11 protein-coding genes are annotated in these 14368 nt (G+C 66.5%); 2 read left to right on the forward strand and 9 right to left on the reverse strand.

Features of this window, described 5'->3' with window-relative positions; all coding sequences use genetic code 11:
- The 9 genes from WAO18_RS19120 to glf form a co-directional block, all read right to left on the reverse strand.
- Positions 1-1301: AMP-binding protein (locus tag WAO18_RS19120; RefSeq protein ID WP_422207804.1), on the reverse strand; the 1301-nt coding region annotated here is incomplete at its 3' end.
- A gap of 347 nt (positions 1302-1648) precedes the next feature.
- A complete protein-coding gene (locus WAO18_RS19125; RefSeq protein WP_422207805.1) occupies positions 1649-2662 on the reverse strand; it encodes a cutinase family protein in 1014 nt (337 codons plus the stop codon).
- A gap of 120 nt (positions 2663-2782) precedes the next feature.
- The gene (locus WAO18_RS19130) at positions 2783-3673 is read right to left on the reverse strand and encodes an esterase family protein (protein ID WP_422207806.1); all 891 of its coding nucleotides are present in this window, start codon (positions 3671-3673) and stop codon (positions 2783-2785) included.
- A 156-nt stretch (positions 3674-3829) separates the two neighbouring features.
- Positions 3830-4873: an esterase family protein gene (locus WAO18_RS19135; RefSeq protein WP_422207807.1), complete on the reverse strand. Its 1044-nt coding sequence runs from the start codon at positions 4871-4873 to the stop codon at positions 3830-3832.
- A 448-nt stretch (positions 4874-5321) separates the two neighbouring features.
- A complete protein-coding gene (gene zomB, locus WAO18_RS19140; protein WP_422207808.1) occupies positions 5322-7328 on the reverse strand; it encodes a flagellar motor control protein ZomB in 2007 nt (668 codons plus the stop codon).
- Positions 7306-8232: a decaprenyl-phosphate phosphoribosyltransferase gene (locus WAO18_RS19145; protein ID WP_422207809.1), complete on the reverse strand. Its 927-nt coding sequence runs from the start codon at positions 8230-8232 to the stop codon at positions 7306-7308. Before WAO18_RS19145 ends, zomB begins: the two co-directional genes overlap by 23 nt.
- Complete coding sequence (locus tag WAO18_RS19150) at positions 8229-8783, reverse strand: phosphatase PAP2 family protein (protein WP_422207810.1); 555 nt, start codon at positions 8781-8783, stop codon at positions 8229-8231. Before WAO18_RS19150 ends, WAO18_RS19145 begins: the two co-directional genes overlap by 4 nt.
- The gene (locus tag WAO18_RS19155) at positions 8764-10725 is read right to left on the reverse strand and encodes a glycosyltransferase (protein ID WP_422207811.1); all 1962 of its coding nucleotides are present in this window, start codon (positions 10723-10725) and stop codon (positions 8764-8766) included. Before WAO18_RS19155 ends, WAO18_RS19150 begins: the two co-directional genes overlap by 20 nt.
- On the reverse strand, positions 10722-11936 hold the full coding sequence (gene glf / locus WAO18_RS19160) for a UDP-galactopyranose mutase (RefSeq protein ID WP_422207812.1): 1215 nt from the start codon (positions 11934-11936) through the stop codon (positions 10722-10724). Before glf ends, WAO18_RS19155 begins: the two co-directional genes overlap by 4 nt.
- Before the next feature lie 285 nt (positions 11937-12221).
- On the opposite strand from glf, the gene WAO18_RS19165 reads away from it, so the two are divergent.
- Both WAO18_RS19165 and WAO18_RS19170 read left to right on the forward strand, forming a co-directional pair.
- The gene (locus tag WAO18_RS19165) at positions 12222-13076 is read left to right on the forward strand and encodes a hypothetical protein (RefSeq protein ID WP_422207813.1); all 855 of its coding nucleotides are present in this window, start codon (positions 12222-12224) and stop codon (positions 13074-13076) included.
- Positions 13077-13246: 170 nt separating this feature from the next.
- Positions 13247-14368: peptidoglycan recognition protein (locus WAO18_RS19170; RefSeq protein WP_422207814.1), on the forward strand; the 1122-nt coding region annotated here is incomplete at its 3' end.

A 14368-nucleotide genomic window follows, 5' to 3' on the forward strand; every position in this document is an offset into this window, starting at 1 on the left:
TCCCGGTTCCAGTAGCCGGCTCCCATGTTCTGGCCGTGCAGCCAGATTTCGCCGACCCGCCCGTCGGGCAATTCGGACGCCGTCTCGGCGTCGACGATGACCGCGCATTGGTCGACGCCGATCTTGCCGGCAGAAGCCTGCGCGACGGCGTTCGGCGCGTCGGCGGCGACCTCGACGAACTCCCTGTTGTTCAACGCTTCTCGGTCGACGTGAATGATCCTGGGCGCCTCGTCCATCGGTGTGGTCGAGACGAACAAGGTGGCCTCGGCCAGGCCGTAGGACGGCTTGATCGCCTCCTCCCGGAAGCCGTACGGACCAAACGCGTCGTTGAACTTACGCAGCGACGCCGCCGACACCGGCTCGCTGCCGTTGAGGATCGCCTTGACGTTGCTCAGGTCCAGCGGCGGCTCGCCCTCTTTGGGCAGGCCACGCAGCGCTGCGTGTTCGAAGGCGAAGTTCGGTGCAGCAGAGAGGGTCTGGCCTGTTTCACCTTCCTTGCGCGCGAGCTCGCGGATCCACCTACTGGGCCGCCGCACGAAGGCCGCGGGTGTCATGAAGGTGAAGTGGTAGCCGACCACCGTCGATAACAAGGTGGTGATCAGGCCCATGTCGTGGAAGAACGGCAGCCAGCTCACACCGCGGTCGCCGTCCTGGCCTTCCATGGCGGTGATCACCTGGACCACATTCGTCGGCAGGTTCAGATGCGTGATCTCGACGCCGGTCGGGGTGCGGGTGGAGCCAGAGGTGTACTGCAGATACGCGACGGTGTCCTGACTGGCCAGCACCGGCTGCCAGGTGGTGGCAACGTCGTCGGGCACTGCGTCTACGGCGATGATGCGTGGCCGCTCCTTGGCAGGGCGGCTGCGGAAGAACTTGCGGACGCCCTCGGCGGAGTCGCTGGTGGTCAGGATCGCCGAGGGGGTGCAGTCGTCGAGCACGGCGTGCAACCGGCCGACGTGCCCCGGCTCGGCGGGATCGAACAGCGGCACTGCGATCCGGCCGGCGTACAGCGTGCCGAAGAACGCGACCAGGTAGTCCAGGCTTTGCGGGCAGAGGATTGCGACGCGGTCACCGGGCTGGGTGACCTGCTGCAGCCGGGCGCCGACCGCACGGTTACGGGCACCGAACTCGGCCCACGACATGTCCCTCGCGATACCGTCGCGTTCGGTGGAGAAGTCCAGAAACCGATAAGCCAGCTGGTCCCCGCGCACCTTGGCCCACTTCTCGACGTGACGAACAAGGTCCGTGTTATCTGGAAACTTGATCTTGCCGTTCACGATGAATGGGTTGTGGTAGGCCATGCCGCTCTCTCCTTCACCACGCTGCTCGGGTTAAGTCTGTGTGAGCCTCACCGACGATGTCATCGGACTCTGGTCGGTCTGCGGGAACACCACACCTTGCCTGCGTAGGGCTGTCGCGAACGGCAAACCTCTCAGAGGCTACCGAAGCACGCTGAGAGCTCCACGCATGGACGCGATAGACCGGCCATAGCTGCTCTTAAATTTCTCTTAATGTTAGTGGGCGGTTGGCCGCGGACCAAATCCGAAGCTACAGCTTGTTGCAACTGTGACCTTCGACGCCGGGCCGACTTGGACGCCGGACCGAAGGTGTGGGCGTTTTACCGCGCCATGGTCAGCTGTGTTTGGGCTCAGCTGTGTTTTGGATGGGGAGCGTTCTCGATTGTGGTGTGCGCCCAATTCAGCGTCCACTCGGTGGATGGCTGGCCGTCCAGGCCCCAGAACTGAGTGGTGCCGTACAGCGCATGCACCGGCTGACCCGCGCCGCCGGCCAGGATGTCCATCGTCCTGGGCAGATTCGCGAGGCTGAAGGCCTCCGGCGGAGCCGCGCAGATCAGATCGCCGGGTCCACAAATCTCATTGGTCTTGCCGTTGAGCGCGCCGAAACCGCCCGGCCGCGGGCCGGTCATCGTCAAGCCGAGGCTGGACAGCACGGGCACCTCGTGCAGGATGATCTCGGCGCCTTCGCCCGGCGGATTGGGGCCGATGTCCTGGCCCACCCCCGTTTGGCGGCGGCCGTCAGCGATCAACGTCACACCGAGCACCAGGTCATCGTCGACCGGTCCACGGCCGTTGCCGATGTCGCTGGCGATGTCACCGGCGATCACCGCGCCCTGTGAGAAGCCCACCAGCACATAACTGGTCAACGGGCACTTGACGTTCATGTCCGTCAACGCCTTGACCGCCGCCCGGCTGCCCTCGGCGCGGCTGTCGTTGTAGGAGATCTGCGGGTCGTTGCTCAGCGGGTTATGGAACTGAGCGGTGTAGGGGACGGTGTAGGTCTCGACCCGGCTCGAGTTGAACTGCTCGCGGATGGGCCGGGTGACGTTGAGCAACAACGCCTTCGGGAACTGGACCGGGTTGAGCGGGTCGTCCTGCAGCGAGGACTCCCAGGTGCCGGGGATCGCGATCAGCTGCACGTCCGGGCAGCTGGAATCCTGCGAGGCCGGCCGCGGCTTGTGCGGGTAGGTCGAACTGCCGGTCGGCGGCACGATGCTGGGCGGCACCGCGCTCGGCGGGGTTTCCCGCTGCCGCAGGACACCGACCACCGCGAGGATGACCAGCCCGACCACCAGCGCTACGGCGGCGGCGGCGATCAACGCCAGAATGCGACGACGGCGTTTCCGCCTGGAATTCACAGCCATGGTCTCCTGCTAGCAGAGTCGGTCGATGGCACAGCCGAGCTGCCGTACAGGTTCGGTCGTACGGGGCCGTCGTGCTTTGGTTCACGGTACCGGTTGGCGGTACCGGCCCCGGTTGACGCTCTAGCGGATCGCCCCGACGATGTCGCCGGACATCGCGCCCAGCTGCCCGCTCCACGAGCCCCAGTCGTTGTTGCCGCCGCCCGGGAAGTCGAAGTGACCGTTGTGTCCGCCGACGTTGCGGTACTCCTGGTAGAAGAACCGGGCGTTACCCATCGCCTCGCCGGCCTGACCGATCATCGCCGCGGCGTCGCCGCCCATGCTCATCGGGCTCCAGACCCAGATCCGTGAGTTGTTCTGCGCCAGCATCATTGCGTGCACCTCGGGGTCGTGCCATTTCCACCGGCCCAGCTGCGCGGCGCCCCACATGCCGTTGGCGTCGACCCCGCCGAACTGCTGCATGCCGGCGACGATCGCGCCGTTCGTGGTGGTGTTCGACGGGTACAGGAAGCCCGACAGCGAGCCGGCGAAGCCGAACCGGTCGGGGTGGAAGCAGGCCAGTGCCATCGCGGCGTACCCGCCCTGGGAGGCGCCGACCACGCCGTGGCCACCGGGCGCCAGGCCTTTGTTGGCGGCCAGCCAGTCCGGCAGCTCCTGCGAGAGGAAGGTGTCCCACTGCTTGCTGCCGTCCCGCTCCCAGTTGGTGTACATGCTGAAAGCGCCACCGGCCGGGGCGGCCACCGAGATGCCCTTGCCGGCCAGCGTGTTCATCGCGTTGCCCGCGGTCACCCAGTTGCTGACGTCCGGGGCGGCGTTGAAGGCGTCCAGCAGGTACACCGCGTGCGGGCCGCCGGCCAGGAACTGCACCGGAATGTCACGGCCCATCGCCCCCGACGGCACCATCAGCGTCTCGTAGCCGGCGGCGCGGGCCGGGCTCAACTGCGTCATGAGGAAGCCACCGGCCGTCAATACGGCGGCACACAGGAGCCGTAGCAGCATCGACAGACTTCTCATCTCTGACCTCGCTTATCGGTCGACCACCAATTGGGAGACGGCAGATCGCCCCCGGTTCCGCAAAGTAGCTAATCACACACGAAAGAACCGGACCCCAGAAACGGCGAACGGCGACGACCTCGCAAGGTCGTCGCCGTCAGCCGTGCTGTTCTTAGCTCAGGTGTGCTGACCGGTCGCAGTGGCGGCCGGAGCACCACCCGGGCCGGGGCCTGCACCCGGCGTGGCACCAAGAGTCGCCTGCAGGTCGGGCAGCATGGCGTGCAGCTGCGCGCCCCAGTACGGCCAGTCGTGCGTGCCGTTGGCGTCGAAGTGGAACTGCGCGTTGTGACCGCCGGCGGCATTGTAGGCGTCCTGGAACTTGATGTTGCTGGTCCGCACGAAGCCCTCGAGGAACTTGGCCGGCAGGTTGTCGCCACCAAGGTCGGACGGCTTGCCGTTACCGCAGTACATCCACAGGCGGGTGTTGTTGGCGACCGTCTTACCGACGTTCAGCAGCGGGTCGTTACGGGCCCAGGCCGGGTCTTCTTTCGGGCCCCACATGTCGGCGGGCTTGTAGCCTCCGGCGTCACCCATGGCGAGACCGATCAGCGACGGTCCCATGCCCTGCGAGGGGTCCATCAGACCGGAGAACGAGCCGACCTCGATGAACTGCGCGGGGTGGTAGTTCGCCAGGTTCAGCGACGAGGCACCGGCCATCGACAGGCCCACAGCGGCACCGCCGGTCTGCTTCACGCCCTTGGAGGCCAGGAAGGCGGGGAGCTCACTGGTGAGGAAGGTCTCCCACTTGTAGGTCTGGCAGCCTGCCTTGCCGCAAGCCGGCTTGTACCAGTCGGTGTACCAGCTGGACTGGCCACCCACCGGCATGACGAGCGACAGACCGGACTGCAGGTACCACTCGAAGGCGGGGGTGTTGATGTCCCAGCCGTTGAAGTCGTCCTGCGCGCGGAGACCGTCGAGCAGGTAGACGGCGGGCGAGTTGGCGCCACCGCTCTGGAACTGGATCTTGATGTCGCGACCCATTGCTGCCGACGGCACCTGCAGGTACTCAACGGGCAGACCCGGCCGGGAGAACGCGCCTGCGTTCGCGGTCTGGCCCACGACGCCGATCAAGCCCGGCAGCAGAGCCGCCGCGGCAGCCCCTAGCGCGAGCCGACGCGGCAACGTCGTTGCCGCATCGCGAACCCTGTCAACAAGCCTCATTCTTGCTTCCTCATTCATGGTCGGGCCCAACGGTGTGGGTCGGACTTGATGCCCTAATTGCTCAGCTTCTCTGCGAACCGCTACTTGACCCGCATCGTTGCTGAGCGCGCCGGCCTGGTTGTCCGGATATCCGCTGGCTCATTCGGAGCCGCATCAATGTCGGACGGGCGCAGCTGTGCTTGCGTAGTCAACCACATCTTGCGGTGTGGACTGGCATCGGCGTAGGCCCGAAACCGGGCCCCGCGCTGCGGCCGGACCCGCTCGACTCGGCCGCGGATCACCACGCTGTGAATGTGCCGACGAGCGGTTGTTCGCCGCTAAGAGTACATATCCGGAGTTGCTGAACCACCCTCGGGGCGGCCGGCGCGGCGCGTATTGGATGCGAACCGAATGGCTGGCAAAAATTCTTCTGCCGATAACTGTTCGCAGGCGACAATCGGCGCGGGCGCTACGGCCCGGTGGCGGGCAGACCGGTGTAGGGGGCAACGCCCGGCTCCGGCACGGCCAGGCCGCATCGGATGAGTTCGTAGCGCGGCACCCGGTCGATCCGGTAGCGGGTGAACGTCACGGAGTGCAGCAGATTCGAGAAGAACCGGTGGAAGCTCATCGGAGCGCGCACCGAATTCAGCACCTGCTGGGTGCCCTCGCATTTGAGCGCCGCCTCAGCCTGCTGGACGAACTTCTGGTCGAGGTATCCCGGCACACCCGGGTACCACTTCACCCATGGCCCATCGGCGATCACCCAGTCCGGGAAGAGGTTCTTGTCGTGACCGATCCGGCCATGCTGCAACCGCGCGGTGTGTGCCGCAAGCGGATTGGCCAGCCCGATCTGGTCGATCACCCGGACGTCCAGGCCGACATTCATGCCCACCATGCCGAGATTGGTGAAAAAGACTGTGTGCGGCCCCTTTTGGGGAACCGGTGGTGGACTGTCCGGCGGCGTGCCCGGCAGCGGCTTCGGTTGAATCGCAGGGACAAGGTCCCACTGGTCGTAGTTGCCGGACGGCAGTAGCAGCGCGCCCTCCGGGGTGTTGTTCAGCGCCACCAGCACCGCGCGCATCCGGGGGTAGTCCAGATAGTCGGCCGCCGTCAGCGGATGCGCGTGGCCCGTTGCCTGCGAGTAGAAGCGCCGCTCGTCCACGATGCCCGAGTAGGTGACGCGGGTGGCGTCGGCGCCCAACCCGGGTGAATTGGCCGCCCACAGCGCCCATCCCGCGATCGCCATCCACAGCGCGCTGACCCCGCCGGCCAACCAGTATCCGGCCTCGCGGGAAAGCCTGGTGCCGTCGGGGAACACCACCGGGACCACCGCCACCGGGGCGAGCAAACACATCAGTGGGGCAAGCAGCACCCGGCCGTGCATGAAATCGCCGCCTTGCCGAATCCAGTACAGCGCCTGCAAAAACCCGCTGAACAGGATGAACACCACGGCCGCGGCCGGGCTCTGCAGCGTGCGGGACAGCGGCCCCCCGGTGGTCGACGCCGTGCTGGGCCCCTTGTGCCGGCGGGCGGAAACCCACAACACCAGGCCTAGGGCGGCCATCAACAGCATCGGCACCCACAACGCGTACGGCCGGTTGAAGTTCGACAGATAGATCGCGCCCTGCGACCACTTGTCTCCGGCCGCATCCTTGGCCAGCGCCGTCCCGGGGAACAGCAGCCCGTAGTAACCCATCCGGAAGATCTGGTAGCCCACCGGCAGCAGCCCGCCGGCCACCACGATCGTGGTCCGCCACCGCCAGCCCCGCGCGGCGATCAGCATCATGATCAGGGCCAGCCCGCCGATCAGCGCCAGTTCGGGACGGACCAGCACGCTGCACCCGGCGACGAAAGCCAGCGCGACGATGAAAACCCGTCCGGGCGGCCGCGACCGCTTGGCCTGCGACCAGCAGACCATCATCCACCAGAGCAGCCCGACGTAGGCCATCACCAGCCCGCTTTCCAGGCCGGACGTGGCGAAGTCACGCGCCGGCGGCACCGCGATGTAGGCCAGCGCCCCGGCCGGCAACATGATCGCGCGACGACCCACCAGGCTGGGTGCGAACAGTCGCCCGGTGCCCAGCATCAGCAGTGCCAGGCCCAGCAGGCTCAGTCCAAGGGCCAGCACCAGCGCCACATACTCCAGGCGCATCGGCCGGGTGGCCGAGCCGGCGAAGTACACCAGATACGTCCACACCACCGAGGTGTTGGCCTCGACGCGCTCGCCCTGGTTGAACACCGGGCCGTTGCCCGCCAACAGGTTTCGCACGGTACGCAGCACGATCAGCCCGTCGTCGGCGATCCAGCGACGCTGCCAGGCGCCCCACCCGAACAGCACCGCGACCACGGCCACACTCGCCCACAGGCTGGCCCGAACCGCGATGTCGTAGGGGAATGACGGCCGGCTTACTGCCTTGAGCGCCGGCCAGCGCGACGGGGCCTCCGGTGCCGCGTCAGCCGAGGATGACGGCAACACCAATGGTCCCGATCCACGCCAGGAACAGCAGTTGCAGCACCCGATCGCGTAGCGCAATGTCCTCGGGCTCCCCGGCCACACCACCGTCGACGTCCACCGCATATCGCAGGATCGCGATCGTGAACGGCACCATCGACACCGCGAACCAGGCGGCCCTGCCGTGGTCGCGCTCGAACGCCCACAGCCCGTAGCACACCACGACCGCGGTGGCCGACATCGTCCAGACGAAGCGGAGATAGGTGCTGGTGTAGCTTTCCAACGACTTTCGGATCTTGGCCCCGGTGCGCTCGGCCAGCTGCAGTTCGGCGTAGCGCTTGCCGGCCACCATGAACAGCGACGCGAACGCCGCAGTCAGTAAAAACCATTGGGACAGATGGGTGTTGGTCGCCGCACCGCCGGCGATAGCCCGGAGCAGATACGCCGAGGACACAATGCAAATGTCAATCACTGCTTGGTGTTTGAGTCCGAAGCAGTAACCCAGCTGCATGCCGATGTAAACGGCTATCACCAGGGCCAGGTTGTGGTTGAGCCAATAGGACAGCGCCAGCGACGCTGCCCCGAGCACGGTCGCCAGCGTGTAAGCCAGCCACTCCGGCACCACACCGGCGGCGATCGGACGGAACCGCTTGGTGGGGTGCTCGCGGTCGGCCTCGACGTCGCGGACATCGTTGACGAGGTACACCGACGAGGCGGCCAGACAGAACACCGCGAAAGCGACCGCCACTTGGACCAGCACCTGGGCGTAGTCGTAGTGCGCATCGGCTCCCCACGCGGCCAGCGGCGCCGCCGCCACCAGGACGTTCTTCACCCACTGGCGCGGGCGCATCGCCTTGACGACGCCGACGATCAGGTTGGCCGGCGGTCCGGCCACCTTCTTCTCGGCGTCGTCAACCTGCTCGCTCATCTTTGCGCTCCACCCGTCGTCGGCCAGCGACGATCGACCTGGACGGCTGCGGCCGCGACCACGGCCCCGACCGCCACCCCGGTGGCCACGTCGCTGGGATAGTGCACGCCGAGCAGCACCCGGGAGAGCGCCATCGGCGGCACCAGCATGACAGGCAGCGGCAACCCGGTGACCCGGGCCAGCAGAATGGCCGCCGCGGTGGTCGAGGTGGCGTGCGCCGACGGGAAACTCAGACTGCTCGGCGTGCCGACGTTGACCGCGACCGCCGGATGATGCGGCCTTGGCCGACGCACCAGCCGCTTGATCACCACCGCCGCGGCGTGCGCGGCGAAGGCCCCGGCACCGGCCACCAGCCAGCTGCGGCGACGGCTCGGCTGCAGGATCGCGCCGAGCGCCGACACCGCCAGCCAGCCGAGACTGTGCTCGCCGAAATAGGACATCGCCCGCGCGACCGCCAGCGCACCGGGGCGATCCGCCAACGCCGATTGCACCGCGACGAGTATTGCCACTTCGCCGCTCGGCGAAGCCGTTTCAGCCGCGATGTCGGCCATTGCCCGGCGTGTGGTCGTGGGCCGGCAACAGCACCGTCTCCCATTTCTCCTTGCTGGACAGCACCGGGAGCGCCTCGCGGTAGGCGCGGCGCATCTCGTCGAAGCGGCGCAGCAGTTGCCGTTGCCGCCGCAGCGACTGCCACAGCAGCGCGAACATCTGGTCCCGGTCGCGCTGACGGTAGACAGCGCCGCGGCCGTCGGCCGTGGTGACGGTGGCGCCGTCCAGCGTAGACAGCCGGAACCAGCGGGCATCCTGGGTGGGCACGTTGAGCTGCGGGCGCTGATGATGGTCCGGCTCAACCTGTTTGAGCTGATGCAGCACTCCGCGGATCAGCCGGTACCCGATCGACAGCGGGTGCACCGGCGGCTTCATCTCGTAGTTGCGCTCCGACGGCACCGGCAACTCATCAGATGACGGCAGCACCACCGCGTCCGGGTACTGCTTGCGCATCCGATGTACTTCCGGCAGCGCGGATTCCAGGATCGAGAAGATGTGCTCCGGGCCGGCGAGGAAGTCGTCGATCGCCCTGTTCTGAATGGCGACGGTCGAATATTCAAGGCAGGAAAGGTGTTTCAGCGTTGCCTTGAAGTGACTGCGGACCAGCCCCCGGACGTTGCCGTCCCAGTGCATGGCCGCCACCACCAGCCGGTTGCGCAGGTGGAAGTAGGCCTGCCAGTCGATCGCGTCGTCTTTGTCGCTCCACGCCATGTGCCAGATCGCCGCACCGGGCAGCGTCGCGGTCGGATAGCCGTGTTCGGCGGCGCGCAGCCCGTAATCGGCGTCATCCCATTTGATGAACAACGGTAACGGCTGGCCGAGCTCCTCGGCGACGTGGCGTGGGATCATGCACGTCCACCAGCCGTTGTAGTCGACGTCGATGCGCCGGTGCAGCAGCTGGCTGCGAGGGTTGTTGTCGCTCAACGGGTATTGCGCGAAGTCGTGGTCGTATTCGGTGAACGGCGCCGCGGTCCACATGAAGTTCGCCCGGTCGACCATCTCACCCATGATGTGCAGGTGCGACGGCTCCTGGAGGTTGAGCATCTGGCCGCCCACCAGCATCGGCGCCTTCGCGAAGCGATGCATCGCGAGGATCCGGAGGATGGTGTCCGACTGCAGCTCGATGTCATCGTCCATGAACAGGATCTGCTGGCAGTCGGTGTTTTTCAGCGCCTCGTACATGACGCGGCTGTATCCGCCGGAGCCGCCGAGGTTGGGCTGGTCGTGGATCGACAAGCGGTCGCCCAGTGCCGCGGCGGCCGCGGCGAAGTCGGGGTGGTCGCGGACTTTCGACGTGCCCTGGTCGGGAACGATCACCGCACCGATCACCTTGTCGACCAACGGATCTGCGGTGAGCTCGCGCAGCGCGTTGACGCAGTCGTTCGGCCGGTTGAAGGTCGGGATACCGATCGCGACGTTGGCGACACCCGGCGCGGGCTGGTCGGAATACCAGCCGGCGCTCTGCAAGGTCACGTTCGAGTCGGTGGTGATGTCGAACCAAATCCATCCGCCGTCTTCGAAGGGCTGCAGGCTCACCTGGAATTCGAGGATCTCCGATTCGCCGTCGGTCGCGGCGAAATTGCGGCCGTCGACGAAGATCCGGGCGCCGGTGGCCTTGGTGCGGTAGACGTCGACACGTCCCTTGCCGGTGACCTCGGTGCGCAGCACCACCGACGTGCAGGTCGTCCACCGACGCCAGTAGCTGGCCGGGAATGCGTTGAAATAAGTGGCGAACGACACTTCGGACTCGGCCGCGATCTGCAGCGAAGTGCGGTTGTTCACATGCGCGCGCCGCGAGTTGGTGGTCGACTCCTCCAGGTACAGCTTGCGGACGTCTAGCGGCTCGCCCGGGCGCGGCAGGATGACGCGCGCCAGCAGGCTCACCGCCTTACCGGATTGCTGTGTCGTGGCACGGTTTTCATCGTCGACCGTGGTCTTACTCATTCCCGGGTGCTTCCTCTGCTGTTCTCGTCTAGCGACGCGCCGTCACGTAGGTGCGGTGCCAGGACGTTGTCGTACATGTTCAATGCGCTGGCGATGGCCATGTGCATGTCGAGATACTGGTACGTGCCCAGCCGTCCCCCGAAAAGGACTTTGGCCGAGGCGGTTTCGTTCGCGGCCCTGGCCCGGTAGGCGTTGAGCAGTTCGCGGTCGGCCTCGGTGTTGATCGGGTAATAAGGCTCGTCGTCGTGCTCGGCGAAACGGGAGTACTCCCGCATGATCACCGTTTTGTCGGCCGGGTAATCCCGCTCCGGGTGGAAATGGCGGAACTCGTGGATGCGGGTGTACGGCACGTCGGCGTCGTTGTAGTTCATCACCGGTGTGCCCTGGAAATCGCCGGTCGACAACACGTCCAGCTCGAAATCCAAGGTGCGCCAACCCAAGTGGCCGTCGGAATAGTCGAAGTAGCGGTCCAGCGGGCCGGTGTAGACCACCGGAGCATCCGGGCTTGCCGCGCGTAGTTCGTCGCGGACGTCGAACCAGTCGGTGTCCAACCTGACCTCGATGCGGTCGTCGGCGGCCATGTTCTGCAGCCAGGCCGTGTAGCCGTCGACCGGCAGGCCCTCATAGGTGTCGTTGAAGTAGCGGTTGTCGAAGGTGTAACGCACCGGCAACCGGGTGATGTTGGCCGCCGGCAGTTCCTTGGGGTCGGTCTGCCACTGCTTGGCGGTGTAGTGCTTCACGAACGCCTCGTACAGCGGGCGGCCGATCAGCGAGATCGCCTTCTCCTCGAAGTTCTGCGCCTCGTCGCTCTTGATCTCGGCGGACTGCTCGGCGATCAGCGCCCTGGCCTCGTCGGGTGTGAAGTAGCGACCGAAGAACTGCGAGACCAGACCCAGCCCCATCGGGAATTGATAAGCCTGACCCTCGTACATGGCGAAAACCCGGTGCTGGTAGCCGGTGAAGTCAGTGAACTGGCGCACGTAATCCCACACTCGCTTGTTGGAGGTGTGGAAGAGGTGAGCGCCGTACTTGTGTACCTCGATACCGGTCTGCGGCTCAGCCTCCGAATAGGCGTTTCCGCCGATATGCGGCCGCTTTTCGATGACGAGCACCCGCTTACCGAGCTGAGAGGCCACGCGCTCGGCGACCGTCAGACCGAAAAATCCGGAGCCGACGACATAGAGGTCAAAGCGACCGGAAGGAGAAGTCATCGGTTGCCTAGGGTATCCGACTGCGCGACCACAGCCCGCGTGGCGGCAGCGTTGCGGCCGGGTCTTCTTCCAACGACATTAGCCACAGGGGCGAATACCGGCGTCGCGGATAACGGTAGAGCAGATTTTGGTGACGAAAGTCGCGATTGGCTCACGATTGCGTCTCGTCACTCCAGTAACAACATTCACGTAAGTACCATCGGTCGTGTGTCCTGAGAACGTCCGATCAGGCACCTTGCCCCCGGGCAAGACAGAGACCGAATTTTCCAGATTGAGGAGACTTCCGTGCCGAACCGACGTCGACGCAGGCTCTCGACAGCCACGAGCGCGTTCGCCGCTCTGGCGGTCGCGAGTCCTTTTGCTTACATCGCTGTTTGCGACTTGACGGCTAAGCCCGCACCTCAGCAGCACGAGTTCGTCCGGGCCGCATCGATGACCGACCTGCCTGGCGAGCTGATGGGCGCGCTGACGCAGGGGTTGTCGCAGTTCGGGGTGAGCCTCCCGCCGATCCCGAGCCTGACCGGTGCCACCAGCCCCAGCAGCCTGGGTTCGCCGGGCTTCAGCCCTGGGTTGACCTCGCCTGACCTCGCCAGCCCCGGGCTGGCGTCACCCGGCCTCACCTCGCCTGGTCTGACCACTCCGGGCCTGGCCACTCCTGGTCTGACCACTCCGGGCCTGGCCACTCCTGGCCTGACCACTCCGGGCCTGACGTCCGGGACAACGCCCGGGCTCACGACTCCGGGATTGACTCCGGGCGCAACCCCGGGCGCGACGCCTGGTCTGACCACTCCCGGTCTGACCAGCCCTGGTCTGACACCCGGGGCGGCCGGCCCGACCGCCTTTGACCCGGTGACCGGTACCGGCGGCGTGTCGAACCCGAGCGAGCTCCCGATCAGCGACCCGGTCGGGCTGGACCCCGGTGCCGGTGGCACCTACCCGATCCTGGGCGATCCGTCCCTCGGCGCGGCACCCGCGCAGAGCGGCGGGCTGGTCAGCGACATGATGAGCGCGGCCAACCAGCTGGGCGCCGGTCAGGCCATTGACTTGCTCAAGGGCATGATCTTGCCGCAGCTGCAGAACGCGGCACATGGCGCGGCCGCTCCGGTTCCGCCGCCTCCCGTCCCGGCGCCGATCCCCTGATCGCACGCGCGGCTTCGGATTTTCCCCCGAAACGGCACCGCAGAAGTGGGCCCCTGGTCTGACCAGGGTCACCCAAACTCTGCGGTGCCGTGCCGCGTCCGAACCACTTTATTCACTTAAGTAGCGTGTCGAAACATTTGCACCAATAGACACATACGTAACATCGGGTGGTGCCGTCCCGCCGTCGTCCGCCGACGATGCTGTTCACCGCCATCGCGGCGACCGTGGTGATCCTGCCGTGGGCGGTTAGCGAACATCGGGAGCAACCGGCGCGCCCCGGCGACACCCACCTCGCGCAGCAGCCCCTGGTCGGCCTCGGCGGCGGCGTCACCGTTCGCGAGATCAGCCAAGCCACACCGTTTTCCATGGTGGCATTGACCGGCGGAGATCTCACCGGCACCACCGCGCGGATCCGCGCCCGGCACGCCGACGGCTCGTGGGGTCCGTGGTACGAGACCGAGACTCTGCTCTCGTCGGGCGAACACGGCTCGACACCGGGCCCGCGCGGCACCGATCCGGTCTTCGTCGGCAAGACCACGACGGTCCAGGTATCGGTCAGCCGGCCGGCTGGCGCACCGCAAACAGTCCCGCCGAAGAGACAGGCGCCCGCCGGGCTGGGCTACCTCCCGGCTACCGCGGAACAGCCTCTGGCACAGAATATCTCGGCAATTCTCATCTCCCCGCCGCAGGCGCCTGTCGATACCCAGTGGACACCGCCGACCGCCATCGTGGCGGCGGGTCAGGCCCCCAACATCATCGCCCGCGCCCAATGGGGCGCCGACGAAGCGGTGCACTGCGGAAACCGGCCATTCGATCAGCCGATCCGAGCCGCGGTGGTGCATCACACCGCCGAGAGCAACGACTACCAGCCGCAAGATTCCGCGGCGATCGTCCAGTCGATCTACGCGTACCACACCCAAATCCTCGGCTGGTGCGACATCGCCTACAACGCGCTGGTCGACAAGTACGGCCAGGTGTTCGAGGGCCGGGCCGGTGCCCTGATCGGGCCCGTGCAGGGCGACCACACCGGCGGCTTCAACGGCGACAGCTGGGGTGCGGCGATGATCGGCAACTTCGACGACGTGGCGCCGACACCGATCCAACTGCACACGCTGGGCAGGCTGATCGGCTGGCGGCTCGGCCTGGATCACATCAACCCGCAGGGCACCGTTTCTTTGTCGTCGGCCGGTGGAGAGAATACCAACTTCCCACTCGGCGCCGTCGCGACGCTGCCGACCGTCTTCAGCCACCGCGACGTCGGTGCCACCGACTGCCCCGGCAATGTCGCGTAC

Origin of the sequence: Mycobacterium sp. (assembly GCF_049278535.1) — a bacterium.
Lineage (GTDB): Bacteria > Actinomycetota > Actinomycetes > Mycobacteriales > Mycobacteriaceae > Mycobacterium.